This window comes from Pseudomonas sp. LAMO17WK12:I5, from assembly GCF_900215165.1.
In the GTDB taxonomy this organism is placed as follows: Bacteria; Pseudomonadota; Gammaproteobacteria; order Pseudomonadales; family Pseudomonadaceae; genus Aquipseudomonas; species Aquipseudomonas putida_A.
Genome location: NZ_OBDS01000003.1, coordinates 276,926 through 303,355 on the forward strand (window position 1 = coordinate 276,926; position 26,430 = coordinate 303,355).

The 26,430-nt window shown below is 61.8% G+C and carries 27 protein-coding genes; 14 read left to right on the plus strand and 13 right to left on the minus strand.

The window, feature by feature from the left end; genetic code table 11:
- Positions 1-26 precede the first annotated feature (26 nt).
- Positions 27-1,001, minus strand: a complete 975-nt coding sequence (gene ftrA, locus CRO59_RS06715; protein WP_097088815.1) for a transcriptional regulator FtrA — start codon at positions 999-1,001, stop codon at positions 27-29.
- A gap of 102 nt (positions 1,002-1,103) precedes the next feature.
- Between ftrA and CRO59_RS06720 the strand changes: the two genes are divergently transcribed.
- The 4 genes from CRO59_RS06720 (at position 1,104) to CRO59_RS06735 (ending at position 4,756) form a co-directional block, all read left to right on the plus strand.
- Positions 1,104-1,532 carry a rhodanese-like domain-containing protein gene (locus tag CRO59_RS06720; protein ID WP_027611645.1) on the plus strand — a complete coding sequence of 143 codons (429 nt, stop codon included), beginning with the start codon at positions 1,104-1,106 and terminating at the stop codon, positions 1,530-1,532.
- A gap of 245 nt (positions 1,533-1,777) precedes the next feature.
- Entirely contained in the window at positions 1,778-2,557 is a 780-nt protein-coding gene (locus tag CRO59_RS06725; RefSeq protein WP_003226194.1) for an ABC transporter substrate-binding protein, read from the plus strand.
- Positions 2,558-2,756: 199 nt separating this feature from the next.
- Positions 2,757-3,869, plus strand: coding sequence for a M14 family metallopeptidase (locus CRO59_RS06730; RefSeq protein ID WP_097088817.1), 1,113 nt, complete (start codon positions 2,757-2,759; stop codon positions 3,867-3,869).
- Between the two features lie 170 nt (positions 3,870-4,039).
- Positions 4,040-4,756 carry an alpha/beta hydrolase gene (locus tag CRO59_RS06735; RefSeq protein ID WP_097088820.1) on the plus strand — a complete coding sequence of 239 codons (717 nt, stop codon included), beginning with the start codon at positions 4,040-4,042 and terminating at the stop codon, positions 4,754-4,756.
- A 3-nt stretch (positions 4,757-4,759) separates the two neighbouring features.
- Here the strand turns inward: CRO59_RS06735 and CRO59_RS06740 are convergent, their stop codons facing one another.
- Both CRO59_RS06740 and CRO59_RS06745 read right to left on the minus strand, forming a co-directional pair.
- Positions 4,760-5,326: a hypothetical protein gene (locus CRO59_RS06740; RefSeq protein WP_086792572.1), complete on the minus strand. Its 567-nt coding sequence runs from the start codon at positions 5,324-5,326 to the stop codon at positions 4,760-4,762.
- Between the two features lie 88 nt (positions 5,327-5,414).
- Positions 5,415-6,197, minus strand: a complete 783-nt coding sequence (locus tag CRO59_RS06745) for a hypothetical protein (RefSeq protein ID WP_097088822.1) — start codon at positions 6,195-6,197, stop codon at positions 5,415-5,417.
- A 131-nt stretch (positions 6,198-6,328) separates the two neighbouring features.
- Between CRO59_RS06745 and CRO59_RS06750 the strand changes: the two genes are divergently transcribed.
- The gene (locus CRO59_RS06750) at positions 6,329-6,865 is read left to right on the plus strand and encodes a chalcone isomerase family protein (protein ID WP_097088823.1); all 537 of its coding nucleotides are present in this window, start codon (positions 6,329-6,331) and stop codon (positions 6,863-6,865) included.
- A gap of 71 nt (positions 6,866-6,936) precedes the next feature.
- Positions 6,937-8,256, plus strand: coding sequence for an Nramp family divalent metal transporter (locus CRO59_RS06755; RefSeq protein ID WP_097088892.1), 1,320 nt, complete (start codon positions 6,937-6,939; stop codon positions 8,254-8,256).
- A 195-nt stretch (positions 8,257-8,451) separates the two neighbouring features.
- Here CRO59_RS06755 and CRO59_RS06760 read toward each other — a convergent pair whose 3' ends face one another.
- The 3 genes from CRO59_RS06760 to CRO59_RS06770 are packed head-to-tail and all read right to left on the minus strand — an operon-like array spanning position 8,452 to position 11,033.
- Positions 8,452-9,633 (minus strand): acetyl-CoA C-acetyltransferase, encoded by a 1,182-nt coding sequence (locus CRO59_RS06760; RefSeq protein WP_047601805.1) that lies wholly within the window; start codon positions 9,631-9,633, stop codon positions 8,452-8,454.
- Between the two features lie 11 nt (positions 9,634-9,644).
- Positions 9,645-10,310, minus strand: coding sequence for a CoA transferase subunit B (locus CRO59_RS06765; RefSeq protein WP_096796497.1), 666 nt, complete (start codon positions 10,308-10,310; stop codon positions 9,645-9,647).
- 24 nt (positions 10,311-10,334) lie between these two features.
- Positions 10,335-11,033 (minus strand): CoA transferase subunit A, encoded by a 699-nt coding sequence (locus CRO59_RS06770; RefSeq protein ID WP_007919568.1) that lies wholly within the window; start codon positions 11,031-11,033, stop codon positions 10,335-10,337.
- A 150-nt stretch (positions 11,034-11,183) separates the two neighbouring features.
- On the opposite strand from CRO59_RS06770, the gene CRO59_RS06775 reads away from it, so the two are divergent.
- Positions 11,184-12,059 carry a LysR family transcriptional regulator gene (locus tag CRO59_RS06775; protein ID WP_097088825.1) on the plus strand — a complete coding sequence of 292 codons (876 nt, stop codon included), beginning with the start codon at positions 11,184-11,186 and terminating at the stop codon, positions 12,057-12,059.
- A 107-nt stretch (positions 12,060-12,166) separates the two neighbouring features.
- Here CRO59_RS06775 and CRO59_RS06780 read toward each other — a convergent pair whose 3' ends face one another.
- The 4 genes from CRO59_RS06780 to CRO59_RS06795 all read right to left on the minus strand — a co-directional run bounded on the left by CRO59_RS06780 (position 12,167) and on the right by CRO59_RS06795 (position 16,557).
- Positions 12,167-13,009, minus strand: coding sequence for an NAD-dependent protein deacetylase (locus CRO59_RS06780; RefSeq protein WP_097088827.1), 843 nt, complete (start codon positions 13,007-13,009; stop codon positions 12,167-12,169).
- Positions 13,010-13,161: 152 nt separating this feature from the next.
- Entirely contained in the window at positions 13,162-14,208 is a 1,047-nt protein-coding gene (locus CRO59_RS06785; RefSeq protein ID WP_097088829.1) for a methyltransferase domain-containing protein, read from the minus strand.
- 310 nt (positions 14,209-14,518) lie between these two features.
- Entirely contained in the window at positions 14,519-15,820 is a 1,302-nt protein-coding gene (locus CRO59_RS06790; RefSeq protein WP_097088830.1) for an ATP-binding protein, read from the minus strand.
- Positions 15,817-16,557 (minus strand): response regulator, encoded by a 741-nt coding sequence (locus CRO59_RS06795; RefSeq protein WP_027611658.1) that lies wholly within the window; start codon positions 16,555-16,557, stop codon positions 15,817-15,819. The genes CRO59_RS06790 and CRO59_RS06795 overlap by 4 nt, the downstream gene beginning before the upstream one ends.
- 296 nt (positions 16,558-16,853) lie before the next feature.
- Between CRO59_RS06795 and CRO59_RS06800 the strand changes: the two genes are divergently transcribed.
- A complete protein-coding gene (locus CRO59_RS06800) occupies positions 16,854-17,117 on the plus strand; it encodes a DUF2790 domain-containing protein (protein ID WP_097088832.1) in 264 nt (87 codons plus the stop codon).
- Between the two features lie 44 nt (positions 17,118-17,161).
- On the opposite strand, the gene CRO59_RS06805 is transcribed toward CRO59_RS06800, so the two are convergent.
- The gene (locus tag CRO59_RS06805; protein ID WP_096796491.1) at positions 17,162-17,623 is read right to left on the minus strand and encodes a GNAT family N-acetyltransferase; all 462 of its coding nucleotides are present in this window, start codon (positions 17,621-17,623) and stop codon (positions 17,162-17,164) included.
- A gap of 228 nt (positions 17,624-17,851) precedes the next feature.
- On the opposite strand from CRO59_RS06805, the gene CRO59_RS06810 reads away from it, so the two are divergent.
- The gene (locus CRO59_RS06810; protein ID WP_007962415.1) at positions 17,852-18,124 is read left to right on the plus strand and encodes a DUF4242 domain-containing protein; all 273 of its coding nucleotides are present in this window, start codon (positions 17,852-17,854) and stop codon (positions 18,122-18,124) included.
- Positions 18,125-18,154: 30 nt separating this feature from the next.
- On the plus strand, positions 18,155-18,967 hold the full coding sequence (locus tag CRO59_RS06815; RefSeq protein ID WP_097088834.1) for a class I SAM-dependent methyltransferase: 813 nt from the start codon (positions 18,155-18,157) through the stop codon (positions 18,965-18,967).
- A gap of 138 nt (positions 18,968-19,105) precedes the next feature.
- Here the strand turns inward: CRO59_RS06815 and pcsA are convergent, their stop codons facing one another.
- Entirely contained in the window at positions 19,106-19,828 is a 723-nt protein-coding gene (gene pcsA / locus CRO59_RS06820; protein WP_096796489.1) for a phosphatidylcholine synthase, read from the minus strand.
- Between the two features lie 250 nt (positions 19,829-20,078).
- Here pcsA and CRO59_RS06825 point away from each other — a divergent pair, with 250 nt between their 5' ends.
- The 4 genes from CRO59_RS06825 (at position 20,079) to ligD (ending at position 25,991) form a co-directional block, all read left to right on the plus strand.
- Positions 20,079-20,846: a tellurite resistance TerB family protein gene (locus tag CRO59_RS06825; RefSeq protein WP_097088836.1), complete on the plus strand. Its 768-nt coding sequence runs from the start codon at positions 20,079-20,081 to the stop codon at positions 20,844-20,846.
- A 165-nt stretch (positions 20,847-21,011) separates the two neighbouring features.
- Positions 21,012-22,391 (plus strand): iron-containing redox enzyme family protein, encoded by a 1,380-nt coding sequence (locus CRO59_RS06830; protein ID WP_097088838.1) that lies wholly within the window; start codon positions 21,012-21,014, stop codon positions 22,389-22,391.
- A gap of 10 nt (positions 22,392-22,401) precedes the next feature.
- Positions 22,402-23,355, plus strand: coding sequence for a class I SAM-dependent methyltransferase (locus tag CRO59_RS06835; RefSeq protein WP_097088840.1), 954 nt, complete (start codon positions 22,402-22,404; stop codon positions 23,353-23,355).
- 17 nt (positions 23,356-23,372) lie between these two features.
- Complete coding sequence (ligD, locus tag CRO59_RS06840) at positions 23,373-25,991, plus strand: DNA ligase D (protein WP_097088842.1); 2,619 nt, start codon at positions 23,373-23,375, stop codon at positions 25,989-25,991.
- Here the strand turns inward: ligD and CRO59_RS06845 are convergent, their stop codons facing one another.
- Complete coding sequence (locus CRO59_RS06845; protein WP_096796484.1) at positions 25,992-26,414, minus strand: hypothetical protein; 423 nt, start codon at positions 26,412-26,414, stop codon at positions 25,992-25,994. It abuts the gene before it with no gap.
- Positions 26,415-26,430: the final 16 nt, after the last annotated feature.

Below are 26,430 nucleotides of genomic sequence, written 5' to 3' on the forward strand. Positions count from 1 at the left end.
CTCGCGAAGGGGTCATCACAGCCACCTCAGGAAATGGCCTTGATCCCACGCCCAAACCGCTCCCGATACACCGACGGCGGCACCCCGACCACGCTGCGAAACGCCACGCGAAAACTTTCCACCGAGCGATAACCGCAGCGCTGGGCGATCTGCTCGGTGTTATGCACGCTGCTCTCCAGTAATTCCCGCGCCCGGGCCAGCCGCTCGTGTTGCAGCCACGCTTTGGGCGATTGCCCGCTGGCCTCGGTGAAACGGCGCAGAAAGGTGCGCTCGCTCATCGCCGCTTCGCTGGCCAGATCGCGCACTTCCAGCGGTTGATGCAGACGCTCGCGGGCCCACTGCATCACCCGCGACAAGTCGTTGCGCGGCGTCGCGCTGACCGGCGTCGGGATGAACTGTGCCTGACCGCCAGTGCGTTGCGGCGACATCACCAGACGTCGGGCCACTGAATTGGCGACCTGGGTGCCGAAGTCCCGCGCCAGCAGATGCAGGCAGGCATCGATCCCGGCGGCGCTGCCCGCCGAGGTGATCACCTGTCCGGAGTCGACGTAAAGCACATCCGGATTGACCGCGATCGCCGGGTAGCGTCGCGCCAGTTCATCGGTGTAGCGCCAGTGGGTGGTCGCACCGTGGCCGTCGAGCAAGCCACTGGCGGCCAGCACAAACACCCCTGAGCAAATTGACAGCAACCGCGCACCCTGGGCGTGGGCCTGTCGCAAGGCGTCGATCAGCGCCGGCGGCACCGGGGCCTCGCGGTCGCGCCAACCGGGAATGATGATGGTGCGCGCCTGCGTCAGCAGCTCCAGGCCGCCGTCGGCCAATACGTGAATCCCGCCCATGGCGCGCATCGGCCCTTGATCGACGGCGACGATGCGGTGCTCGTACCACGGGAAATCGAATTCCGGCCGGGGCAGGCCGAAAATCTCCACGGCGATGCCGAACTCGAAGGTACAGAGGCCATCGTAGGCCAGAATCGCAACCAATCCAGGTGAGTCAGGCATTTGGCGGAAAATTCCCGGTGAGTGTCTTGCGCGCCACTGTAGCGCCAAGCGCTGGCCCGATAAAGTCTGCTCACACCCCAACAGATGAAGGAGCCACACAACATGACCAGCCTGGTTCGCGACATTCCTGCTGCACCGTCGGCGATTGCCCTGATGCATTTCAGCAACCGTCTGACGTTTGAAACCGATTGTTCTGACGTGTACAGCAGCCAGGAAGCCGGTGAAGTCGATTTTGTCCTGGTCGATGTGCGCGGGCCTTTGGCGTTCGAGCGCGGTCACGTGCCGGGCGCGATCAACATTCCGACCCGCTTGCTGACCGCCGAAGGCCTGGCGGAGTATTCGACGAGCACGTTGTTCGTGGTCTATTGCGCCGGCCCGCACTGCAACGGCGCCAACAAGGCTGCGGTGAAACTGGCGGCGTTGGGTTACCCGGTCAAGGAGATGATCGGCGGCGTGACCGGCTGGCTGGATGAGGGTTTTTCGCTGAGTGTCGAACAGCCTGCCCGAGTTGTCATTGCCTGCGAATGCTGACAGGTTTTTCAGCCATTTCCTGAGCAGAATCGGAGTTTGTCCTACAGCCTTTGCACCATGTCGGCGCACTGTTGATCCCGGTCAACGCGTGCGCCGATTTTCTGTAAGTATTTGTCGCCTAAACACAATTTGCCCTGTGCGCGCCGCCATAGACTGCCGGCCACGTCGGTTTTTGCTGCTCAATGGCCATGACCGAACGCCAATCGAAAGCTGCCAATAAAAGCCTCCGCACACAGGAGTAATAAATGAAGAAGCTAGTGATGTTCGGTGCCCTGGCACTGTCGATGTTGTCCCTGACCGCTGTGGCCGAAGATGCCAAACCGATTCGTCTGGGGATCGAAGCCGCTTACCCGCCATTCTCGATGAAAACCGCTGATGGCAAACTCACCGGGTTCGACGTCGATATCGGCGATGCCCTGTGCAAACAGATGGACGTCAAATGCGTGTGGGTCGAGCAGGAATTCGACGGTCTGATCCCGGCACTCAAAGTGAAGAAGATCGACGCGATCCTGTCCTCGATGACCATCACCGACGACCGCAAGAAAAACGTCGATTTCACCATCAAGTACTACCACACCCCGGCGCGCTTCGTGATGAAGGAAGGCTCCGGTGTCAAAGACCCGCTGACCGAGCTCAAGGGCAAGAAAGTCGGCGTGCTGCGCGCCAGTACCCACGACCGCTACGCCACCGACATGGCCAAGGACGCCGGGTTTGAAGTGGTGCGCTACGGCTCGCAACAGGAAGCCAACCTCGACATGAAATCCGGTCGTCTCGACGCGATGCTCGCCGACTCGGTCAACCTCAGCGACGGTTTCCTGAAGACCGACGCCGGCAAAGGCTTCGAATTCGTCGGCCCGACCTACGAAGACGCCAAGTACTTCGGCGGCGGCGCGGGCATCGCGGTGCGCAAGGGCGATACCGAGCTGGCCGAGAAATTCAACAAGGCCATCACCGAAATCCGCGCCAATGGCGAGTACAAGAAAGTCCAGGACAAGTACTTCGACTTTGACGTGTACGGCCATTAATACGCTGTAGAAAAAAGTGGTCCCGTTTGCGCGGTGGCCACTTTTTTTGTGCTCTGATTCATAGGAGAACCCTGTAGGAGTGAGCCTGCTCGCGATAGCGGTTTAACATTCAGCCGCTTTAGTGCCTGACACACCGCTATCGCGAGCAGGCTCACTCCTACAGGGGATCTGCGTGATCCAGCCATTCAGGAGTTTTCCCATGCAACGCATCGACCATGTCCTGCCCTGGAGCCATCTGGGCAGCGAACGTTCCCTCAGCGTCTTCCGTTACGGCGCGGGCAGCCGCAAGGTGTACATCCAGGCCAGCCTGCACGCCGACGAACTGCCGGGGATGCGCACCGCGTGGGAACTCAAGCAACGCCTCAATGCTCTGGAACAGCAGGGCCGTCTGCAAGGCGTGATCGAGCTGGTACCGGTGGCCAACCCGATTGGCCTCGACCAGCATCTGCAAGGCAGCCACATGGGGCGCTTCGAGTTGGGCAGCGGCAAGAATTTCAACCGCGCGTTTGTTGAACTCAGTGCGCCGGTGGCGGCGCGAATCGGTGAGCAACTGGGCAGCGACGCCGAGGCCAACATCGCGCTGGTCCGCCAGACCATGGGCCAGGTGCTCGATGAGTTGCCAGCTCCGGCCTCGCAACTGGAAGCGCTGCACCGCTTGCTGCTGCGCCATGCCTGCGACGCCGACATCACCCTCGATCTGCATTGCGATTTCGACGCGGCGATTCACATTTACGCATTGCCGCAACACTGGCCGCGCTGGCAATCGCTGGCGGCGCGACTGAAGGCCGGCGTGGCCTTGTTGTGCGAAGACTCCGGTGGCAGTTCGTTCGATGAATCGTGCTCGTCGGCGTGGCTTCGTCTGGCCCGAGCGTTTCCAAACGCGGCGATTCCCCCGGCGAACCTCGCCACCACCCTGGAACTGGGCAGCATGGGCGACACCCGGGTCGATCAGGCGCAGGCCAATTGCGAAGCGATTCTCGGCTTTCTCGCCGAGCAGGGTTTTATCAGCGGCGAATGGCCGGCGGCGCCGAGCGAATGCTGCGAAGGCATGCCGTTCGAAGGCACCGAATACCTGTTCGCCCCGCACCATGGCGTGGTCAGTTTCCTGCGCAATGCCGGGGAGTGGGTCGAGCAGGGCGATGCGCTGTTCGAAGTGGTGGATCCGTTGAATGACCGCCTCACCACCGTCCGCGCCGGCACCAGTGGCGTCCTGTTTGCGATTGATCGTGGGCGCTACACCCAGCCGGGGATCTGGCAGGCCAAGGTGGCGGGGCGTGAGCCGATTCGGGTGGGCAAGCTGATCAACGACTGACAGATTTCCTTGGATTTTCCGGCCTCATCGCGAGCAGGCTCACTCCTACATTTGGAATGCGTTTTCCCTGTAGGAGCGAGCCTGCTCGCGATAGCGGTCTCGCCAGCACCACAATCTTCAGAGAGTGTTAGGCTCACCGACGAACCCGACACTCTGTGAAGGAAGGCTCTATGTTGAAGGCGTTTGCCCTGTTAACCCTGCTGGCGTCCAGCGCCGTCCACGCGCAAACCACGCTGCAAAGCGATTTGCCACTGAAATACATCGAACAGGTTCACCCGGACGCGGACACTCGGCCGCTGGTGATTTTTCTGCACGGTTACGGCAGTAACGAAGCCGATCTGATCGGTATGAAGTTTCAGCTGCCGGCGCAGTACAACTACCTTTCGGTGCAGGCGCCGTTGGCGTTGGGCGAAGGGCGTTTCCAGTGGTTTCGCAAAAAAGGCGAAGGCGCCTACAACGGTGAGACCGATGATCTGAAGGCCAGCGGTCAGAAACTGCGGGAGTTTGTCGCCCAGGCGGCGAAGAAATATCACGCCAGCCCGGACAAGGTGTACCTGATCGGCTTCAGCCAGGGCGCGATGATGACGTACGAGGTGGGCTTGCGTCCGCCCGTGGCGGTCGGTGGCATCGCGGCGTTGAGCGGACGCCTTTTGCCGGTGTTGAAAACCGAGCTCAAGGCGCAGCAGCCACCGTTGCCGCTGAAGGTCTTCATCGGCCACGGCACCGCCGATGATCGAGTGCCGTACCGCGACGGCACCGAAGCCAATGCGCTGCTGCAGAAACTCGGCTACAGCCCCGAGTTTCACGCTTATCCCGGTGTCGGCCACAGCATCAGTTCTGCCGAACTGCGCGACTTGAACGCCTGGCTGCAGCAACTCAATCCGTAAGGATCACTTGTCCTTGAGGATGGTTTTCACCAGCGCATCGTGACCGCTCTTGTCGCTGGCCCGGGAAATCACCTGGACCAGCGCCATGCGCTTGCCGGAGGCGGCGAGCAGGGTGGTGTTGAGTGTCTGGCCGCCGCCCTGAGTGGCGGTGCTGTCGACCTGACGCACACCAAGGCCGCTGCTTTTCTGGGTCAGGCTTTTTTCACTGAGCTTATTGAAATCCGGCAGAGCCTTGCGTTGATCATCAATGAAACTCGCCAGGCTGCCATCGAGAAATTCGTTGTCGTTGTCCTTGACGCTGGCGCCGCCGGCGATCTGGTTTTCCGCGGCGATGACCACGGTCTTGGTCGCCTGATTGGTGTACATCGTGCCCTTGGCACCGGTTGGCCCGGCCGGCAGCGGGTCGGCGGTGAAGCCTTTGGGCAGGACGAAGGTGAACTTGCCGTCGAGCATCGACACGTTGTTGGTCGAGGCCTTTTCCTTGGGCTTGGCTGCCTGGGCGTTGAGGGCGCCGAGGCCGGCGACCGCCGCCAGCAACAGGACGACGGCTTTCTTGCTGAGCAATGACATGTGAATCTCCGAGGGATGGTCGCGCCAGGGCGGCGATGATCCCACGGAGCATGCCTGGCATTCCAGCGCGGTTTTTCAGGCGTTTGCGTCAGCCTTGAGGTTGTGGGCTTTTGGCGGGAGTCGGTCGGGCCAGCAGTTTGCGGGTGACCCCGAGCATGGCCACCGACACCGCGACACCGGTGATGAATCCGCTGAGGCCGAGACTCGGCAGGGTCAGCGCCGTCACCAGGCAAAACGCCGAAAACGAGTACATGCCGGTCGCCGTCGCCCGCAGCAATGCCGCGGTAAACGCCGGGCCGCGAGTCTGCTGAGAGAACACCGCCATCACACTGCCGAGCACCGGGAACACCGCGAGCAGGCCGCTCCAGCGCTCGCCCACGGTACTCGCAAGCATGGTCACCAGTAGCGTCAGCGCCGCGCCGGCAATCATCCGCCAGAGCAGTTTGTCCGACTTCGGTGCCGGGCCGCTCAGCACCGGCTGCACGTCGGGAAACAGGTACGGCGCGGCGAGCAGGGCAATCGCCGCCGCAGCGACCGAGAACGTCAGTGACGACGGAATCAGCGACAACACCAGCGCCAGTACCGCCCACACCGACAGTGACGCCGTCAGCGCCAACGGCCAGTTCGCCCGCTGCGCCACCTGCGCGTAGGTGATGCAGAACGCGATCATGGCGAACATCGCCGACAGCGCCGCCACCGCCGATTGCGCAGCAAACTGCGGCCCCTGTTCGATGGCGAGGAAAAACAGAATCGGCCCGACCACCACCGGCAGCCCCGACAGCCAACCGGCGACGCTTGGTCCCCAGCGCTTGCCGGCGAGAGAAATCAGCAGCAGAAAAGCGGGGATCAGCAGTAATTTGAGGATCAGCACGCGGGAGGCCTCCGGGGATGGAACGGCCAAGGTAACCGATTGCTGCATTGATCGACAATTTTTGTATACAAAGTCTGCGAGTGATATCCGCTATGCTCTGAAGATCAGGTTTTAACGGAGTCGATGCCGCGATGAGCAAACCATCGAAGTTGCTGCGTGGGTGCTGTGGCATCGGCTTGTGGGCGTTGTTGCTGACGCCGACCTGGGCCAATTGGCAGGACGCCGTGCCCGGCGCGCAAATCATCGGCACCGGTGATTTCAGTGTGTTCGGCTTTGACGTCTACAACGCCCGGTTGTGGAGCGCGGCACGCCCGTTGTCCACCGAGCAGCCCTTCGCTCTGGAGCTGATCTATCGGCGCAAGATCTCCCGTGACGATCTGGTGCAGGCCAGTGTCGATGAAATCAAACGGCTGGCAGGCTCGAGCGTCAGTCCCGCACAACTGTCCAGGTGGCAAGAGCAAATGCAGCAATCGTTCGTCGATGTGCAGGCCGGCACGCGGATTACGGGCGTGTATCTGCCGGGGCAGGGTGCGCGGTTTTTTATCGGTCAGCAGTTGCAGCATGAAATCGATGATCCGCAATTTGCCCGGGCGTTTTTCGATATCTGGCTGGATCCGCGTACGCGCAATCCCGAACTGCGTGAGCAACTGTTGGGCATGAGCCGATAGAGTTTTTGTTCTTCAAGGCGCTGACTGAAACCTCTAAGCTGCGTCTTTCGAACTTGTTTCTGGATGTGTGCGTGAAATTCAGCTTACCCAAAATAGCCACCGCGCCGTTCTGCCCGCCGGAAGTGGCCGGCAGCGTCGCGGTGGATCCGAGCGCTTCGTTCTTCAAACGCGTGCTGCGTTTTGCCGGTCCGGGCTTGCTGGTGTCGATCGGCTACATGGACCCGGGCAACTGGGCGACCGCGATCGAGGCCGGTTCGCGTTTTGGTTACAGCCTGCTGTTTGTGGTGTTGCTGGCGAGCCTGGCGGGGATGGTCGTGCAATGCCTGTGCTCGCGGCTGGGCATCGCCACCGGCCGCGATCTGGCGCAATTGTCCCGCGAGCGCTACAGCACCCCGACCGCACGCCTGCAATGGGTGCTGGCGGAAATCTCGATCATCGCCACTGATCTGGCCGAAGTGCTCGGCTGCGCCCTGGCGTTTCACTTGTTGCTTGGCTGTTCGCTGACCTTCGGCATTGCCCTGACCGCCTTCGACACGCTGCTGGTGCTGGCCTTGCAGAACCGTGGCTTCCGTCGGCTGGAGGCGATCATGCTGGTGCTGGTGGCGACCATCGGCGTGTGTTTCTTCGTTGAACTGGCGCTGATCAAGCCCTACTGGCCGGATGTGTTCGCCGGTTTCAAACCGTCGCTCTCGGCGATCAGCGATGCCGCACCGCTGTATCTGGCGATCGGTATTCTCGGCGCGACGGTGATGCCGCATAACCTCTACCTGCACACTTCGATCGTGCAGACGCGGATGATCGGCAAGGACCTGGCCAGCAAGCAGGACGCGGTCAACCTGGCGCGCATCGACACTATCGGCTCGCTGGCGCTGGCGCTGCTGGTCAACGCGGCGATCCTGATTCTGGCGGCGGCTGCGTTTCACCAGTCCGGGCATACCGACGTGGTCGACATTCAGGACGCCTACCACCTGCTCGACCCGCTGGTCGGCGGCGCGCTGGCCAGTGTGCTGTTCGGCGTGGCGTTGCTGGCGTCGGGGCAGAGCTCGACGTTCACCGGGACCATCGCCGGGCAGGTGATCATGGAGGGGTATTTGAACCTGCGGATTCCCTGCTGGCAGCGGCGGTTGATCACTCGCGGACTGGCACTGATCCCGGCGTTCCTCGGCGTGTGGCTGATGGGCGATAACGCGGTGGGCAAATTGCTGGTGCTGAGTCAGGTGGTGCTCAGCCTGCAACTGCCATTTGCGCTGTACCCGCTGATCCGCATGACCAGCGACAAGCAACTGATGGGGCCGTTTGTGAACCGGCTGCCGACCCGGGTGCTGGCGTGGGGCTTGTTTGCGGTGATCAGTGGCGCGAATGCCTGGTTGATTCTGCAGATGGTGGTGTGATTTTCAAAGCACCCTGTGGCGAGGGGATTTATCCCCGATCCAGTGCGAAGCGCTGGCAAAGATGTGTGTCGAGGCAATAAAAACTGGGGCTGCTGCGCATCCCATCGGGGATAAATCCCCTCGCCACAAAAGCGATGAAACCAGGCAGCGAGCGGATGTCGTGGATCCGTCCGCCGCCTGTATTGCTCCTTTGGGTTAACCGCGTTCCAGCGCCAGCGCCACACCCTGACCGCCGCCGATGCACAGGGTCGCCAGACCTTTTTTCGCATCACGCTTGATCATTTCGTGCAGCAGCGTCACCAGCACGCGGCAGCCCGACGCACCGATCGGGTGACCGAGGGCGATGGCGCCGCCGTTGACGTTGACCTTGTCCAGATCCCATTGCAGATCCTTGGCCACTGCCAGCGATTGTGCAGCGAACGCTTCGTTGGCCTCGATCAGGTCCAGTTGGCCGATGTTCCAGCCAGCCTTGTCCAGGCAGCGACGGGTGGCCGAGACCGGGCCGATGCCCATGATCGCCGGGTCCACACCAGCATTGGCATATGCGGCGATTTTTGCCAGCACCGGCAGGCCCAGGGCCTTGGCCTTTTCGGCGCTCATCAGGATGACTGCAGCGGCGCCATCGTTCAGCGACGAAGCATTACCGGCGGTGACGCTGCCGTCCTTCTTGAACGCCGGACGCAGTTTCGCCAGCGATTCGGCGGTGGTGTCGCCACGTGGTTGTTCGTCGACCTTGAACGCCACCGGGTCACCTTTGCGCTGCGGGATCAGAATCGGGGTGATCTCATCGACAAAGCGTCCGGCCTCAATGGCCGCAGCGGCTTTGCGCTGCGAAGCGGCGGCGAAGGCGTCCTGCTGTTCGCGGCTGATCTCATATTTATCGACCAGATTCTCGGCAGTGATGCCCATGTGGTAATCGTTGAACGCATCCCACAGACCATCGCTGATCATGGTGTCGACGATTTGCGCGTGACCCATGCGCAGACCGGTGCGTGCGCCCGGCATCACGTAGTTGGAAAGGCTCATGTTCTCCTGACCGCCGGCGATGATCACCTCGGCGTCGCCGCAACGGATCGCTTGCGCGCCCAGGTGCAGGGCTTTCAGGCCCGAGCCGCAGACCTTGTTCAGGGTCATGGCCGGCACGGCGTGGGGCAGGCCGGCCTTGATCGCGGCCTGACGCGCCGGGTTCTGGCCAGCGCCGGCCGTCAGCACCTGGCCCATGATCACTTCATCGACCTGCGCACCGTCCAGACCGGTCTGTTCGAGCAACTGGCGAATCACCGCAGCGCCCAGATCCACCGCGGACACGCTGGCCAGCGAACCCTGGAAACTGCCGATCGCGGTGCGGGTGGCGGCAACAATTACGACGTCTTGCATTTTCGAATTCCTCACTGGGCAGCGAACTGCATTTCCGGTACGTGATCCGGGACGATCAGTTTACCAGCGGTTTTGGCGACGATTTCCTCGACGCTGACGCCAGGTGCGCGTTCCTTGAGGACAAAAGCGCCATTTTCGATTTCCAGGTAGGCGAGGTCGGTCAGCACGCGCTTGATGCAGCCGGCGCCGGTCAGCGGCAGGCTGCACTTGGCCAACAGTTTGGACTCACCGTCCTTGGAGGCGTGGGTCATGATCACGATGATGTTGTCGGCACCGGCCACCAGATCCATCGCACCGCCCATGCCCTTGACCAGTTTGCCGGGAATCATCCACGAGGCGATGTTGCCTTCAACGTCGACTTCGAACGCGCCCAGCACGGTCAGGTCGACATGCCCGCCGCGGATCATCGCGAAGGATTCGGCGGAGTTGAAAATCGATGCGCCGATGCGCGCGGTCACGGTCTGTTTGCCGGCGTTGATCATGTCGGCATCGATGGTGTCTTCCGTCGGAAACGGGCCCATGCCGAGCAGGCCGTTTTCCGACTGCAGCATGACTTCCATGCCGTCGGGAATGTAGTTGGCGACCAGGGTCGGAATGCCGATGCCGAGGTTCACGTAGTAGCCGTCCTGCATTTCGCGGGCGACGCGCTGAGCCATTTGTTCGCGGGTAAGTGCCATGTTTTTATTCTCCGTCAGCCTGGATTATTTGCGGATGGTGCGCTGTTCGATGCGCTTTTCGAACGTGCCGCAAATGACCCGGTCGACGTAGATGCCGGGGGTGTGGATCTGCGACGGATCCAGCTCGCCGGGCTCGACGATTTCTTCGACTTCGACCACGGTGATCTTGCCGGCGGTGGCCGCCAGCGGGTTGAAGTTCTGCGCGGTGTGACGGTAGACGACGTTACCGAAATGGTCGGCTTTCCAGCCTTTGACGATGGCGAAGTCGCCGGTGATGGACTCTTCCATCAGGTACTTGCGCCCTTTGAATTCACGCACTTCCTTGCCTTCGGCGACCGGGGTGCCGACGCCGGTGGCGGTGAAGAAGGCCGGGATGCCGGCGCCGCCTGCACGCATTTTCTCGGCGAGGGTGCCTTGCGGGGTCAGGATGACTTCGATGTCGCCCTTGAGCAATTGCTCTTCGAACAGTTTGTTTTCGCCGACGTAAGAGGCGATCACCTTGCTGATCTGGCGGTCGGTCAACAGTACACCGAGACCGAAACCGTCGACGCCGCAGTTGTTGGAGACCACAGTGAGGTCGCGCGTGCCCTTGCGTTTGATCTCGGCGATCAGGTTTTCCGGGATGCCGCACAGGCCGAAGCCGCCGGCGATCACGGTCATGCCGTCTTCAAGACCGGCCAGAGCTTCCTCGTAGGAACTCACGCGCTTGTCGAAACCTGCCATATGCACCTCTTTTATTGTTTGTCGGGCGGCTGGCTAGCCGAATGACTGGAGTGTCTCGCTGGAGAATATATTTGTTAAGTTGATTTTTAAGGTTGATTGATTGATAAAGTTAAACAATTGGCTGATTGCAGATACGGAAGCATAGCGCTCATGACCATCAAACAGATCCGTGCTTTCCTCGCTGTGGCTCAGAGCCTGAGCTTCGCCGTGGCCTGCGAGCGTCTGCACTTGTCGCAATCGGCCCTGAGCCTGACCATCAAGGCGCTGGAAGAGGGGCTGGGCGGGCGGTTGTTCAGTCGCAACACGCGCAATGTGGCGCTGACCGCCGAGGGCGAATCGCTGCTGCCGCTGGCCCGGCGTCTGATTGCCGACTGGGACAACGCCGAAGACGAAATGCGTCAGCGCTTCAGCCTGCAACGCGGGCGGGTGACGCTGGCGGCGATGCCGTCGTTTGCCGGCAACCTGCTGCCGCCGATCCTCAAGACCTTTCGCGCGCGCTATCCGAACGTCAATGTCACGGTCAACGACGTGATCAACGAGCAAGTGCTGGAAATGGTTCGCGACCGCCACGTTGAGCTGGGTGTCGCGTTCGAACCGATGCAGAACACCTCCCTGACCTTCACTCCGTTGTACATCGACCGCTTTGTCGCCGTGGTGCCACAGGATTCAGCGCTGGCCGGGCTTGGCGAAATCGACTGGCAGACCTTGCTGCAGGAACCGTTCATCACCCTGCAACGGCCGTCGACAGTGCGGGTGATGCTCGAAGAACACTTGCAGGCCCGGGGTCTGAAGCTGCCGGTGGAATTCGAGAGTCATCAACTGGCAACCGTCGGGCGCATGGTCGCCAGTGGCCTGGGGGTGAGTGCGGTGCCAGCGTTGTGCGCCGAGCAGATGCTGGAGCTGGGCGCGCATTGCCTGACCTTGAATGATTCAGTGGAGCGGGCGATTGGTGTGCTCACGGAGCCGGGCAATGAGCTGTCGGCGGCGGCGCAGGCACTGTTCGACATCCTCAAAGCCGAACATTGATCCTGTGGGAGCGGGCTTGCTCGCGAAGGCGGGGTATCAGTCGAGGAAAGTCTTGGCTGAAAGGACGCTATCGCGAGCAGGCTCGCTCCTACAGGGGATTTCGCGAGTCAGGAAGTCAAGCGTTGCACCAGCAACGGCAGCAGCTGTTCGCATGACGCCTCGATCTTCAGATCCAGCAGGTCATCGGCGCGAGTCTTGCCCAGATTGATCGCCAGCAACGGCTTGCTCCGATCGGCGATCACCCGGCACAGACGAAACGCCGAATACGCCATCAGCGACGACCCCACCACCAGTAATCCCGCAGCATTTTCTGCCGCCGCCATGGCCCGCGCCGCCGTCGGCTGCGCCACGTTCTCACCGAAAAACACCACGTCCGGTTTCATCCGTTCACCCTCGCAATACGGGCATTGTGGCGTCTGAAAACGTGCTTCGAAGGCCGGATCGAGCAGGGTATCGCCGTCCGGCGCCTGCACCGCGTCGACCCCGGCCAGGTACGGATTCTGCTCGACCATCCGCTGCTGAATGTCATCGCGCGCGCTGCGTTGGCCGCAATCCAGGCACAGCACCCGGTGCAGGCTGCCATGCAGTTCGATCACGTTCTGACTGCCAGCCTGATCGTGCAGGGTGTCGACGTTCTGCGTGATCAAGTCGCTGATTCGCCCCTGGCGCTGCAACTCGGCCAGTGCTGTATGCGCCGCATTGGGCCGCGCCTGGCGCACCCGTGGCCAACCGAGCATGGCCCGTGCCCAGTAGCGGCGACGGGATTCCGGAGCGGCGAGAAATTCCTGATACATCATCGGCTGCCGGCCACGGCGCACACCTTCGCTGTCGCGGTAATCCGGGATGCCCGACGGCGTGCTGATACCGGCGCCGGTCAGCACTACAAAGCCGCCATCGGCCATGACTTGGTGCAAGGTGTCGAGGTGTTCGCGGGTCGGGCTGTCGAGCATGGTCAGCACTCCGGGGAGGACGATGCCCGCAGGTTAGCATTAACCGTGTGGCGAGGGAGCTTGCTCCCGCTGGACTGCGCAGCAGGCTTGTTTTGGGCTCGCTTTGCAATCCGACGGGAGCAAGCTCCCTCGCCACAGGTGATAGCGGTGATTTATTTGCGCGCCTCCAGTATCAGATTGAACGGCGTCTGCGTCGCCCGGCGAAAATGCTTGAACCCGGCCTCGGTAAACACCTTGCGCAAGCGCATTTCACCGGCCTGCGCACCCAGCCCCAGGCCAACTTCCTGGGACAGCGAATTCGGCGTGCAGATAAAGGTCGAGGCCGCGTAAAACAGGCGTCCGACCGGGTTGATGTTGTCGTCCAGCGCATCATTGGCAAACGGCTCGACCAGCAGCACCGTGCCGTCCTTCTTCAATGATTTGAATGCATGCCGGGCCGCGCCGACCGGGTCGCCCATGTCGTGCAGACAGTCGAAATAGCAGATCAGGTCATAGTCGTCGCCGGGGTAGCTTTTGGCGTTGTTCTGGAAGAATTTTGCCCGGCTGCTGACGCCGCCTTCTTCGGCGCGCTGGGTGGCGACGGTGATCGACGGCGCGTGATAATCGAAACCGACGAAGCGCGAGTTGGGATACGCCTGGGCCATGATCACCGTCGAGGCGCCGTGGCCGCAGCCGATGTCGGCGACTTTGGCGCCTTTTTCGAGTTTGGCGACCACGCCGTCCAGCGCCGGCAGCCATTCAGCGATCAAGTGACCTTTGTAGCCGGGGCGAAAGAAGCGTTCGGTGCCGCTGAACATGCACGGATGGTGATCGCCCCAGGGCAGGGCGCCATTGCCGCGCATGGCTTTGACCAGTTTGTCCTTGTCGTGGAAAAACGAGGCCACCACACCGAGTCCGCCGGCGACGTACACCGGCGAGTCTTCCACGGCCAGTGCCAGCGCCTGCTCTTCCGGCAACCGAAACTGGCCATCGTGATGCTCCATATAGCCGGACGCGACATGCGCGCTGAGCCATTCGCGTACCAGACGCGGGTTGCAGGTGGTTTTTTCGGCGAGGGCTTGCGGGGTGACCGGCTGACTGTCGGCCATCGCCCGGTACAGCCCGAGTTCTTCGCCAACGATGACGTTCGCCAGCATCGCGGCGCCGCCCATGTCGTTGACCAGTTTGCCCATGAAGGCGTTGAGTCGTGTTTCGTCCATCACGAGTGCTCCTGATACAGGATCACCGTCCGGTGGCAAAACGTTGTCGAGGCATGGGCCGCTGGGCGGTGGTCACAGAAGTGGGCAGGGCACAGCTGACGTCGTCCTGCATTCCCCCTCGACTGGGTAATGAATCAGTCTAGCCGGGCTGGGGCAAGATGCAGTGTTTGTGCGCCATGCAAATTCCAATGTGGGAGCGGCGGTACGAAGCTTCGACTTGCTCGCGAACGCGGTGTGTCAGTCGATGCATCAGGGGCTGATACGCCGCTTTCGCGAGCAAGCCCGCTCCCACAGGTGATTGGTGTGGGGATCAGCGCAGGGGCAATTTCAACTCCGCGCACAGGCCTCCGCCCTCGCGGTTGCTCAGGGTCAGCGATCCGCCGAGGGCCATGGCCAGTTGCTGGGCGATGGCCAGGCCCAGGCCGGTGCCGCCGGTGCTGCGGTTGCGCGAGTTTTCCACCCGGTAGAACGGCTGCATGACCTGTTGCAACTCGGCTTCGGCAATGCCTGGCCCGCGATCGAGGATTTTGATGCAGAGACCGTCGTCGGTGTCGACCTGCAACTGCGCAGCACCGGCGAATTTCAGTGCGTTGTCGGTCAGGTTCACCAGCACCCGGCGCAGGGCCTGGGGACGGGTATCGATCACCGCCGCACTCTTGCCGATCAGTTGCACGTCCTTGCCCATGTCCTGATAGTCGAACACCAGGCTGTCGAGGAACGAATCGAGGTCGGTGCGCCGGCTTTCCTCGGTCGAGCCGTGGATGCTGCGAGCGTACGCCACGCCTTCGCGCACCAGATGCTCCATCTCGCCGAGGTCGTTCCACAGTTTGTCTTTCTCGACCGAGTCGTCCATGAACTCTGCGCGCAATTTCATGCGGGTGATCGGGGTTTGCAGGTCATGGGAAATCGCCGCCAGCAGTTGCATGCGCTCCTTCAGATACGCAGCGATCCGCGCCTGCATCGCGTTGAAGGCCCGTGCGGCGTAGGCCACTTCGGTTGGGCCTTGCTCGTCGAGCATCACCGGGTGCGCGTTGGGGTCGAGGGATTCCACGGCATTGGCGAGGCGGGCGAGGGGGCGTATGGCAATGCGCACCGCCAGCCAGGTGCAGGCGATCAGCAGCGCCAGTTGCCCGAGCAATACCCCCGGCAGCCACGGCGACAGCGGCGGCATGGCCGGACGCACATCGATGGTCAACGGGCTGCCGTCGCTGAGGCGCAAATGGGCCTGGAAGTGTTTTTTCTCTGCGGAAAATCGGCTGAAGGACAGCGGATGGGCGCCGCCGATCGCACCGCTGATCGAGGTCGCGGCCACCGGTACCTCCTCGGCGTCGAGCGGGGCGCCGGGATCGCCGTCGTTCAACCGATAATCGTAGTTGGTGCGAGCCAGTCGTGGCAGCCAGGCGGGGCGTTCCTGCGCGGGCAGGCGGTCGAGGATTGCAACCGACGTCGAAACGTCGTTTTGCATATTGCTGAGCATGGTGCTTCTGGCGCTTTGGAAACGCTCGTAATACTGCGCGCCAAACGACAGGGCCTGGGCCAGGATCAGCCCGATCAGAAAGATCAGCGACAACCGCGAAGCCAGGGTGCGTGGCCAATGCAGCTTGAGGCTCATGCCGAGGCCCCGAGGATTTCCACCGGTAGCGAAAAAACATAACCCTCGCTGCGCACGGTCTTGATGTAGGCCGGCTCACGCGCATCATCAAGCAGGCGCTGGCGCAAACGGCTGACCAGCAGATCAATCGAGCGATCAAACAGATCGGCTTCGCGGCCCTGGGTCAGGTTGAGCAATTGATCACGGCTGAGCACCCGTTGTGGATGATCGAGGAACACCCGCAGCAAGCGGTATTCGGCACCACTGAGGGCGACCAGTGTGCCGTCATTGTCCAGCAGATGCCGGGCCGAGGTGTCCAGTTGCCAACGGCCGAAGGCCAGCAGGCGACCGCTTTCGGTGACCACCAGATTCGGCGGCAGCATTCGTGTGCGCCGCAGCACCGCGTTGATCCGCGCCAGCAGTTCGCGGGCGGCGAACGGCTTGGTCAGGTAATCGTCGGCGCCCATTTCCAGGCCGATGATGCGGTCGGTTTCATCGTTGCGCGCCGTGAGCATCAGCACCGGCGTGGCCTTGTGCTTGCCCACGCGCAATTCGCGGCACAGCTGCAGGCCATCGTCGCCGGGCATCATGATGTCGAGCACGATCAGGTCGACAGTGTTGGCTTCGAGAAAACTGCGCATCTGCCGACCATCGGCGACCACGGTGGTGCGCAGTCCGTTCTTCTTCAGGTAATTGCCGACCAGCTCGCGGATCTCGCGGTCGTCGTCGACGATAAGGATGTGATCGACATGTTCCATCGGTGCAGAACCTCTATCAAAGGGCAATGCCATGCAGTCTATCGAGCCTGCGCCGGCTTGCCTGCCCGGGTTTGTATTGCAGTGTATCTGGCGTAATGGCGGATACACACACATGCAAAAACGCGATTTTTTCAGGGTTTTGTATCGCTGTGTATCTCCGGGCGGTGGGGATACACAGTGATTGATAGCGGCCGTTTCCTGACACAGACGCGATACCTCACGCGCCTCAAATAGGCTCCATCGAGGCCCACACAACTTGCCTCGGCTCAACCCATACAAGCCTTGAGGAAACCACCATGACGCACAAAACCGTTGTCGCCGCCTGCCTGTTCGCCGCCCTGAACATCTGCACCCTGTCGGCCCGGGCCGAATCCGATGTCAGCCCGCACACCTACACCTACGGCACGCACCTGGACATCCAGAAAGTGCTGTCGATGACCGAGGACAACGCGGTGAACTGCGGCATTATCGATGCGCGCATGACGTACCTGGATTCGGCCGGAAAAACCCAGGTGCTGGATTACCGCAAATTTGCCGATGGCTGTAACAACCAGAACTGAGTGCTCAGATGCATCGACAGTCACCGCCCGCGCATATCAATGGCTCACAGGTCGCGCACCATGAGCCATTGCTCGTTGTCCCAGGCGCGAAAGCGCTCCAGCACTGTCCAGCCGCGTTTCGCGTAGTAGTCCTGCTTGTTCTGTGTGTGCAGATAGAAACGTGCGAAACCGCGCTGTTTCGCCGCCTGGCTGATGCCATCGATCAACCGCTCTGCCAGCCCCTGGCCACGAGCTTGCGGGCTGACAAACACGCACGCCAGCCAAGGGCCGAGATCCGGACGCAGGGCCAGATCCGCCCGGGCCAGCGCCGCACCGCCGAGCAGACGCTCGCCGTCCAGCGCAATCAGGCATGACCAGTCGCCATTGTTCTGGCCGGCAGCGAACTCGCGTTGCCATTCGGCCAAGGGTTGCTCGGCGTATTCGTAGGCGAACTGGCGGTGGATCCACTCGGCGTAAGTGTCGCTGTGCTGCGGGTGATTGACGAGCCATTCAAAACGCAGGGACATGATGGAATCCATTCACGGAAGACGGGAAGGCATAAAAGCCGATTGCCCCACGCAATGGCAATCTCGGAGTGTCTCGAGGCCTTTACAAAAAACCGCCACTCATCGGCCCGGCCGTTGTTTTGCCGGCTCTTCGGACGATTGGCAGGGACGCCATCGACCCTCGGCGCGATAGTGGATGAGCAGGGCCACTGTCGGCCCTGTCACTGATAAAAAGAACGCGAGGTTGCCATGCCGAAATTCGTGATTGAACGCGAGATTCCAGGGGCCGGAAAGCTGTCGCCGCAAGAACTCCAAGCCGTATCGCAAACCTCCTGCCAGGTGTTGCGTGAACTCGGGCCACAGGTGCAGTGGCTGCAAAGTTACGTCACCGCCGACAAAATCTATTGCGTCTACATCGCCCCTGACGAAGAGCAGGTGCGCGAGCACGCCAGGCTGGGTGGATTCCCGGCCAACAGCGTGGCGCGGGTGATGACGGTCATCGACCCGACCACGGCCGAATGAAGTCCTTCTACCTGCTGCGGAGCACGATTGATGAGTACTCCCATTGATCTGACGGGTCTGAAAGAGCGCCAGAAAGTCGCCTGGGCCAGCGGTGATTACGCGGTGATCGGTACCACCTTGCAGATCGTCGGCGAAAACCTCGCCGAGGCCTGCGACCTGCACTGCGATGAGGAAGTGCTGGATGTCGCCGCCGGTAACGGTAATGCGACTCTGGCGGCGGCGCGACGTGGTTGTCAGGTGACCTCGACCGACTATGTCGCGGCGCTGCTGGAGCGGGGACAGGATCGGGCACGGGCCGAGCATCTGGATGTGATTTTTCAGGTCGCCGATGCCGAAGCGTTGCCGTTCGCCGACGAGAGTTACGACGCGGTGCTGTCGACCTTTGGCGTGATGTTTGCCCCGGATCAGGCGACTGCCGCAGCGGAACTGGCGCGGGTCTGCCGAAGGGGCGGGCGCATCGGTCTGGCGAACTGGACGCCGGAAGGTTTCGTCGGCCAGATGTTCAAGGTGCTCGGTCGCCACGTCCCGCCCCCCGCCGTGGCCCAGCCGCCGTCGAACTGGGGCACCGAAGCGTGGTTGCACAGCCACTTCAATGAGCGCGAATTTTTGCTGCAGGTCACCCGCCGCACCTTCAATTTCCGCTATCGCTCGGCGGCGCACTTCATCGACATTTTCCGCCACTGGTACGGGCCGGTGCACAAGGCCTTCGCGGCATTGCCGCCGGAAAGCGGGCAGGCGCTGGAGAGTGATCTGGCGGATCTGCTGAACCGCTCGAACCGGGTGGGAGAGAAGTCGCTGGTGGTGCCGAGCGAGTATCTGGAGGTGGTCATCACCAAACGCTGAATGTTCAGAATCATGCCAAAACCTGTGGGAGCTGGCTTGCCAGCGATGGCGGCCGTCCTGTCCAAACGATGTCGACTGGCAGTCCGAAATCGCTGGCAAGCCAGCTCCCACAGGTATTCGTGATTGGCAGGTCTGGTGCTATTTCAGGTGCGGCCGATCAAACCACTCCAGCGCCGTACGCCAGATGCAGATCCCCAGAAAGTACGCCGACGCCAGCAACCACAAACCCATCACCAGCGGATTGATCATCGGGTGATTAAGCACCAGCGACAGGCTGCACAGCAGCCAGATGGCCGTCACCGCGATGTTGATCGGCATGAACCGGCGTACCCGGAACGGGTGCAGGAACTTCATGCGGGTCACGGTCAGCAGCGCCAGACCGATGATGGTCAGAAAGGTGATCCACGGCCCCGGGTCGATGATGTACAGGCACAGGGCAACCACGTTCCACGCGGCGGGGAAACCGACGAAATAGTTGTCCTTGCTCTTCATGTTGACGTTGCAGAAACAGAACAGCGACGACACCAGAATCAGCGATACGCTCAGCAGCAGGGTGTAGTCGGGCAGGGGAATGTAGCGATAGATGAACAGCGCCGGAATGAACACGTAGGTCAGGTAGTCGATCACCAGATCGAGGATCGAGCCGTCGAAACTCGGCAGCACCGACTGCACATTGACCTTACGCGCGAGCGCTCCGTCGAGACCGTCGACGATCAATGCCACGCCCAGCCACATCAGGCAGTGAGTCGGCTGGTTTTCCAGCAGGGCGAGGGTCGCCAGAAAGGCTGTGACCACGCCGGTCGCGGTAAAACCATGGGCGCCCCATGCTTTGAGCCTGGCGATGTGTACGGTCGATATCACAGGGGCGTTCTCCAGAAAAATGAAGCATGCCGGTTATCACCCTCGGGCAAAGGGCGCCGGCAAACCGGGTCGGGGTTGCAGCTATCGACCGGTTTGGCCGGGATAAGGTTCACCACCTTTGAATCTTAGCTGCCCGCACAAAAAATACCTCGGCGAAATCTGCCAGCGTCAGCCAGACGGTGCTGGCGCGCCGGCGTCGGCGGTCTATTGTTGCCTGACGCATTTATTGCCAATGGCTGAGGACGAGATCATGAACACCAGTGATTTGCTCGAACAACTACTGCGGGGCCAGGCCTCGGTGGGACAACCAAGTGGCGCTTCGGCCGGCGCAGGTCTGGGCGGACTGGGCGGCTTGCTCGGTGGCCTGTTGGGCGGCGGCGCGAGTACAGGCGCCAGTGGCGCGCAGTCCGGTGGGCTGGGCGGTTTGGGTGGATTGCTGGGTGGTCTGCTTGGCGGCGGTGGCGGCGGTGGATTGGGCGGCGCGTTGGGCGGGGCACTCGGTGGCGGCGGTACACAAAGTCGTTCCGGCGGCACCAATTATGCGGCACTGGCCTCGTTGGGAATGATGGCGTTCCAGGCGTATCAGGCCTGGCAGCGCAGTCAGGCGTCGGCGGCGCCACAGCAGATTCCGCCAACCGCAAATCTGCTGGCCGGGCCCGAAGTCGAGGAGCACGGGCATGCTGTGCTGCGGGCGCTGATCGCGGCAGCCAAGGCTGATGGTGAGATCGATGACCGGGAACGGCAGATGATCGATGAAGAGATTGGCAAACACACCGACGATCCAGAATTGCAGCAATGGTTTAACGCTGAAGTTGCCAAACCGCTGGATGCGAACGAAGTCGCGCAGGCGGCCAACGACGACCCGGCGACGGCCGCCGAAATGTACCTGGTCAGCGTGATCCTAGTGGACGACCAGCAAGACGCCGAACGCAACTACCTGGATGAACTGGCTGCCGCGCTGCAGATCGCCCCGCAGTTGCAGGTGCATCTGGAGGCTCAGGCCAAAGGTCGGGCCTGAAGCACCGTCAAAAATCGCGGTCTCGGGCAGCCCTTGCCGGGACCACGATGCTCCGTCCGTCAGGGCGATTTTCATGTCGATTGAATTTTTTTCCGTAGCGGTTGCTCTGCTGATGTAGAGGCGTGAAACAACGCCCTGACCGGCCAACCGAACGAGAACACTGACATGACTGCCCTGACCCCTCTGCAGGCGCCGAGCGCGCAGCAACAGCCCATCATTGCCGACGGCGATCTGCGGCGTATTTATGAGGCACTGCTGCTTGAGGATGCGCCTGAAACCCTCGCGCGGGATTTTCTCGCCGAGCAGTTGCAACGTGCCGCGCTGTTGCCCGAAGAACTTCCGCAGGATCCGTCGGCGTGGCAAAACTGGGTCGCCGGGCACTGCACGGAAGTTGCCCGCCAGTACGCCGATTACCTGCAACAACGCCAGGCCGGCGGACCGCGCCAGTTTTTCAGCAACAAGGCTCACGCGTTGTACTTTCTGCAAGCCGTGGCGCCGACCAAACTGGTGGATGGCGCGTGGCTGTACGGTTTGTTGGCGCAGTGGCGCGACCCGCGTTTCGACGGGTTGCTGTGTACCTATCTGGAAGAATTGGGCGACGGCAATCCGGCGCAAAACCACGTGGTGATCTACCGCAAACTGCTCGCTGAGCACGGTTTGCAGGACGCCAGCGCGATTGCCGATGAACGCTACTTGCAAGGCGCGCTGCAACTGGCACTCGGTGCCTGTGGCGAAAGCTTGCTGCCGGAGGTGATCGGCTACAACCTCGGCTACGAACAACTGCCGCTGCACTTGCTGATCAGTGGCTATGAACTCAGCGAGTTGGGCGTTGATCCTTACTACTTCACCCTGCATGTGACCATCGATAACGCCAGCACCGGCCATGCGCAAAAAGCCGTGCAGTCGGTGCTCGACCTGTTGCCGCTGGAAGCCGATCGCGGCGAATTCCTGCGCCGGGTATCGCTGGGCTATCGACTCAACGACCTGGGGCAGGGCAGCCGCGCGATCATCGAAGGTTTTGACCTGGAGCAGGAAGTGCTGGCGATGCTAGAGCGCAAACGCCCGTTCGGTCAGCACATGCATTCCGACTACTGCCGTTTCGAAGGCAAAACCGTCAATCAATGGCTGGCCACGTCCGAGCAACTGCCCGGATTTCTTCAGGCGATGCAGGACAAGGGCTGGATCAAACGCAATGAAGATCCGCAAGCCAGCCGTTTCTGGCAGTTGATCGATGGCGACGGTGCGGCGATGTTCGGCGTGTTCAGTCCGTATGAAAAGCAACTTCTGCACGACTGGATTGCCGGCGACTGGACCCCATCCGACCAACGCAAAGCGCCACGACGCAGCCGTCAGGTGGCAACCCCGGACGCCGCCGTGCCCGAACACGATCCCGACGTACAACGCCTGACTTCTGCGCTGCAAGGTCAGGACGGACACGCACAAATGGCCACGCTGATCCCATGGTTGTCACCGGCCCGCCATGCCCACCCGGCGGGGCTGCTGGCGACACGTCGCTTCATCGAACTCAAATCCAGTCTGCGCTAAGGAAATCTCCATGAATCAGGAAGAACAACTGTCCGCCAACGACCTGACGCTGCTGCAACTCGGCCGGCGCTTGCAGGCTGACGGCTACCGTTTCGTCACGCCGACGCCCTTGACCCATCAGCGCGTAAACCAGCGTGACGAAGGGCAGGTCGCCGATACCCTGCGCGACGTGTTCGGCTGGTCGCGTCCGTTCGAACCTGGCTTGCTGTCCGCCGATGAACAGCGGCAGTTGCAGGATGCGCAAGTGATTGACGTCTACGACGGCCGCTTGAAAAGCCGGGTGCGCTGGTCGAGTCTTGATGACTTGTTGTTCGTGCATTCCGGCTTTCCCACCGATGCCGCCGATTCGGTGTTTTTCGGCCCGGACACTTACCGGTTTGCACAGCTGATTCACGCGCATCTGCAACAGAGCTTCGCGCCGATTCAGCGTGCGGTGGACATTGGCTGCGGCGCCGGCGTCGGCGCCATCCTGATTGCCCGCGCACGGCGTGAAGCGCAGGTGCTGGCGGTCGACATCAATCCCGCCGCGCTGCGCCTGACTGCGATCAACGCGGCATTGGCCGAAGTCGCGAATGTCGAGGTGCAGGCCAGTGATGTGCTGCAGGGCACCGAAGGCAACTTCGACTTGATCGTCGCCAACCCGCCGTACATGGCTGACCCGGCCGGGCGTGCTTATCGGCATGGCGGTGGCTCGCTCGGCGCCGGATTGTCGCTGCGTATCGTCGAGCAGGCGCTCAATCGGCTGGCACCCGGTGGCTCCTTGTTGCTGTACACCGGCGTGGCGATGGTCGATGGCGGCGATCCTTTTTTCGACACCGTGGTGCCGCGCCTGGATTCGACGCGATTCGGCTGGACCTATCGCGAGCTGGATCCCGACGTGTTCGGTGAAGAGTTGTTGAACCCCGGTTACCAGCGCGTGGACCGGATCGCCGTGGTCGTGCTGACCGTGACCCGCATTGGCTGACACAAGGCAGGTGCGCCATGAACAGGAACCTCGACGACTACAATCGTATGCGCGACTTTTCCGCGACGTCGGAACCCGCCGCGGTCAAACGCCGTGGCCGCAGCAAGGCCAGTGAACATGCGCTGCAGTTCTGCATCCAGAAGCACGACGCTTCGCACCTGCATTATGACTTTCGCCTCGAACTCGATGGCGCGCTGAAGAGCTGGGCGGTGCCCAAGGGGCCGTCACTCGATCCCAAGGTCAAGCGTCTGGCGGTACACGTCGAAGACCATCCGCTGGATTACGCGACGTTCGAGGGCAGCATTCCCGAAGGGCATTACGGCGCCGGAGATGTAATTGTCTGGGATCGCGGTGTATGGATTCCGCAGGAGGATCCGGCCAAGGCCTATGCCAAGGGTAAACTCAAGTTCGAGCTGCAAGGCGAAAAGCTCTCCGGGATCTGGAACCTGGTGCGCACGCACATGCCGGGCAAGAAGGAAAACTGGTTTCTGATCAAACATCAGGACAGTGCGGCGCGCCCGCAGGACGATTACGATGTGCTCAGCGCCGAGCCGGACAGCGTGCTCAGCGAACGCACCCTGATCAGCAAACCCAAGCTCGCCGCCGAACAAGTCAAACCCGTGAAAAAGACCCCGGCGAAACCGCGCAAAGCGGCATCCGGGACACTCACTGGTGCGCGCAAGGCCAAACTGCCGGCGCAACTCAAGCCGGAATTGGCGACCCTGGTCGACAGCGCACCCGAAGGGCAGTGGAGCTACGAGATCAAGTTCGACGGCTACCGGATCCTGGCGCGCATCGATCACGACCAGGTGCAACTCTTCACCCGCAACGGTCACGACTGGACGCACAAACTGCCGCAACAGGCGCAAGCCCTCGCTGAGCTGGGGCTGGAATCGGCATGGCTGGACGGCGAAGTGGTGGTCACCAACGAGCAGGGTGTGCCGGACTTTCAGGCGCTGCAAAACGCCTTCGAAGCCGGGCGCAGCGGCAGCATCATGTACTACCTGTTCGACATGCCCTACCTCAACGGCGTTGACCTGCGCGAAGTGCCGGTCGAGGAGCGCCGCGCGGCGTTGTCCACGGTACTCGGCGGGCATGAGCAGCCGTTGCTGCGCTTCTCCGAAGCCTTCGATGAAACGGCGGACGCACTGCTCAACAGCGCCTGCCAGATGCAGATGGAGGGGCTGATCGGCAAACGCCTCGGCTCGCCCTACGTGTCGCGGCGCAGCAGCGACTGGATCAAGCTCAAGTGCAAGCATCGGCAGGAATTCGTGGTTGTCGGCTACACCGATCCGAAAGGTGCGCGCAGTGCTTTCGGTGCGCTGTTGTTGGGCCTGCATGATCGCGACAGTGGCGAGTTGCGCTATGCCGGCAAGGTCGGCACCGGTTTCAACGAAACCACACTGAAAAGCATCCTCGCTCAGCTCAAGCCGTTGCAGGTGAAGAAGGCTGCCGTGGTCAATCCGCCCAGCGGCTTCGAGGCCAAAGGTGTGCACTGGCTCAAACCCAATCTGTTGGCAGAAGTGGCATTCGCCGAAATGACCAAGGACGGTTCGGTGCGCCACGCTGTGTTCCATGGGCTGCGCAATGACAAACCGGCCAGGTCGATTACCGAGGAGCGCGCGAAACCCGTGAAGACTTCAGCGAAAGCCACCCCGTCGAAAAAAGCTGCCTCGACGAAGAAAACTGCAGAATCAAAGAAAGCCACTGAGCCGAAGAAAGCCGAACCGGCGCCGTTCCAGCTGGGGCTGGCCAGCGGCAAGGTGCGCATCACCCACCCCGACCGGGTGATCGATGCGGTCAGCGGCGCCACCAAGATGCAACTGGCCGAGTATTACGCCAGCGTCGCCGAGTGGATCCTGCCGCAGCTCAAGGATCGCCCGGTTGCGCTGGTGCGGGCGCCGGACGGCATTGCCGGCGAGCTGTTCTTCCAGAAAAACGCCGAGCGCCTGGCGATTCCCGGCATCACCACGCTGGACAAGGACGTTACCGGGCAACCGGTGATGTTGATCAACAATGCCGAGGCCTTGATCGGCGCAGTGCAGATGAGCACGGTCGAGTTGCACACCTGGAACGCCACCACCGTCGATCTGGACAAGCCTGACCGCTTCGTCCTCGATCTCGACCCAGACCCTGCGCTGCCGTGGAAAAGCATGGTCGAAGCCACGGCGCTCACCCTGACCGTGCTGGATGAACTGGGGCTCAAGGCGTTTCTCAAGACCAGCGGCGGCAAAGGCATTCACCTGGTGGTGCCGTTGACCCGCAAGCATGGCTGGGACGAGGTCAAGGATTTCAGCCATGCGATCGTCAGTCACATGGCCAAGCTGTTGCCGGAACGCTTTTCCGCGGTGTCCGGGCCGAAAAATCGTGTCGGTCGGATCTTCATCGACTACCTGCGTAACGGCCTGGGCGCCACCACCATTTGTGCCTACGCGGCGCGCACCCGTGAAGGACTGCCGGTGTCGGTACCGCTGTTTCGCGAAGAAGTAGGGGAGATCAAGGGTGGCAATCAGTGGAACATCAGCAATGTCCATGAGCGTCTGAACGAAGTCGGCGATGAGCCGTGGGCCGACCTGAAGAAAACCCGCCAGAGCATCACTGCCGAGATGCGCAAACGGGTTGGCATGAAAAAATGATCAGGTGTCGCGCAGCAAGTCGTGAGCGTTGAGCAGTTCGAAGGCGATTTCGGGGTGGTTGTTCAAGCCCCGACGAATCGCCGCCGGAATTGACTTGCGGGTCTTGCGGCACAGTCCCGGCAGCGCCTCGATCTGAATCTCGATGCCGAGCATGCTGCGCACTTCATGAAAGCCCGGGGAGATTTCCACCCGCAGGCCCAACTGTTCGTGCATGCGCTGTTGCAGATGCCGCAAGTCCGCAAGGTCTTTAAGTTGTTCCAGCCGGGAGAGGAGGATTTTTTCCTGCTCGCGGGTCAGGCGCAGAATGCGCAGATCCGTGCCCGGCGTTTCCAGCAACGCGTCGCGCCCGCAATCGCAGGCGCCGGGCGGGCAGGGTGAGCGCAAAGGCGCAGGAGGCGCAAGAGTCGTCATGGCCTCCATCATAGAGGCCGTCAGACGG

What these genes read in the sequence shown, in the direction of transcription:
- ftrA (WP_097088815.1), bottom strand. Translation starts at nt 1,001, where the DNA reads ATGCCTGACTCACCTGGATTGGTTGCGATTCTGGCCTACGATGGCCTC.
- CRO59_RS06720 (WP_027611645.1), top strand. Translation starts at nt 1,104, where the DNA reads ATGACCAGCCTGGTTCGCGACATTCCTGCTGCACCGTCGGCGATTGCC.
- CRO59_RS06725 (WP_003226194.1), top strand. Translation starts at nt 1,778, where the DNA reads ATGAAGAAGCTAGTGATGTTCGGTGCCCTGGCACTGTCGATGTTGTCC.
- CRO59_RS06730 (WP_097088817.1), top strand. Translation starts at nt 2,757, where the DNA reads ATGCAACGCATCGACCATGTCCTGCCCTGGAGCCATCTGGGCAGCGAA.
- CRO59_RS06735 (WP_097088820.1), top strand. Translation starts at nt 4,040, where the DNA reads ATGTTGAAGGCGTTTGCCCTGTTAACCCTGCTGGCGTCCAGCGCCGTC.
- CRO59_RS06740 (WP_086792572.1), bottom strand. Translation starts at nt 5,326, where the DNA reads ATGTCATTGCTCAGCAAGAAAGCCGTCGTCCTGTTGCTGGCGGCGGTC.
- CRO59_RS06750 (WP_097088823.1), top strand. Translation starts at nt 6,329, where the DNA reads ATGAGCAAACCATCGAAGTTGCTGCGTGGGTGCTGTGGCATCGGCTTG.
- CRO59_RS06760 (WP_047601805.1), bottom strand. Translation starts at nt 9,633, where the DNA reads ATGCAAGACGTCGTAATTGTTGCCGCCACCCGCACCGCGATCGGCAGT.
- CRO59_RS06765 (WP_096796497.1), bottom strand. Translation starts at nt 10,310, where the DNA reads ATGGCACTTACCCGCGAACAAATGGCTCAGCGCGTCGCCCGCGAAATG.
- CRO59_RS06770 (WP_007919568.1), bottom strand. Translation starts at nt 11,033, where the DNA reads ATGGCAGGTTTCGACAAGCGCGTGAGTTCCTACGAGGAAGCTCTGGCC.
- CRO59_RS06775 (WP_097088825.1), top strand. Translation starts at nt 11,184, where the DNA reads ATGACCATCAAACAGATCCGTGCTTTCCTCGCTGTGGCTCAGAGCCTG.
- CRO59_RS06780 (WP_097088827.1), bottom strand. Translation starts at nt 13,009, where the DNA reads ATGCTCGACAGCCCGACCCGCGAACACCTCGACACCTTGCACCAAGTC.
- CRO59_RS06785 (WP_097088829.1), bottom strand. Translation starts at nt 14,208, where the DNA reads ATGGACGAAACACGACTCAACGCCTTCATGGGCAAACTGGTCAACGAC.
- CRO59_RS06790 (WP_097088830.1), bottom strand. Translation starts at nt 15,820, where the DNA reads ATGAGCCTCAAGCTGCATTGGCCACGCACCCTGGCTTCGCGGTTGTCG.
- CRO59_RS06795 (WP_027611658.1), bottom strand. Translation starts at nt 16,557, where the DNA reads ATGGAACATGTCGATCACATCCTTATCGTCGACGACGACCGCGAGATC.
- CRO59_RS06800 (WP_097088832.1), top strand. Translation starts at nt 16,854, where the DNA reads ATGACGCACAAAACCGTTGTCGCCGCCTGCCTGTTCGCCGCCCTGAAC.
- CRO59_RS06805 (WP_096796491.1), bottom strand. Translation starts at nt 17,623, where the DNA reads ATGTCCCTGCGTTTTGAATGGCTCGTCAATCACCCGCAGCACAGCGAC.
- CRO59_RS06810 (WP_007962415.1), top strand. Translation starts at nt 17,852, where the DNA reads ATGCCGAAATTCGTGATTGAACGCGAGATTCCAGGGGCCGGAAAGCTG.
- CRO59_RS06815 (WP_097088834.1), top strand. Translation starts at nt 18,155, where the DNA reads ATGAGTACTCCCATTGATCTGACGGGTCTGAAAGAGCGCCAGAAAGTC.
- CRO59_RS06825 (WP_097088836.1), top strand. Translation starts at nt 20,079, where the DNA reads ATGAACACCAGTGATTTGCTCGAACAACTACTGCGGGGCCAGGCCTCG.
- CRO59_RS06830 (WP_097088838.1), top strand. Translation starts at nt 21,012, where the DNA reads ATGACTGCCCTGACCCCTCTGCAGGCGCCGAGCGCGCAGCAACAGCCC.
- CRO59_RS06835 (WP_097088840.1), top strand. Translation starts at nt 22,402, where the DNA reads ATGAATCAGGAAGAACAACTGTCCGCCAACGACCTGACGCTGCTGCAA.
- ligD (WP_097088842.1), top strand. Translation starts at nt 23,373, where the DNA reads ATGAACAGGAACCTCGACGACTACAATCGTATGCGCGACTTTTCCGCG.
- CRO59_RS06845 (WP_096796484.1), bottom strand. Translation starts at nt 26,414, where the DNA reads ATGATGGAGGCCATGACGACTCTTGCGCCTCCTGCGCCTTTGCGCTCA.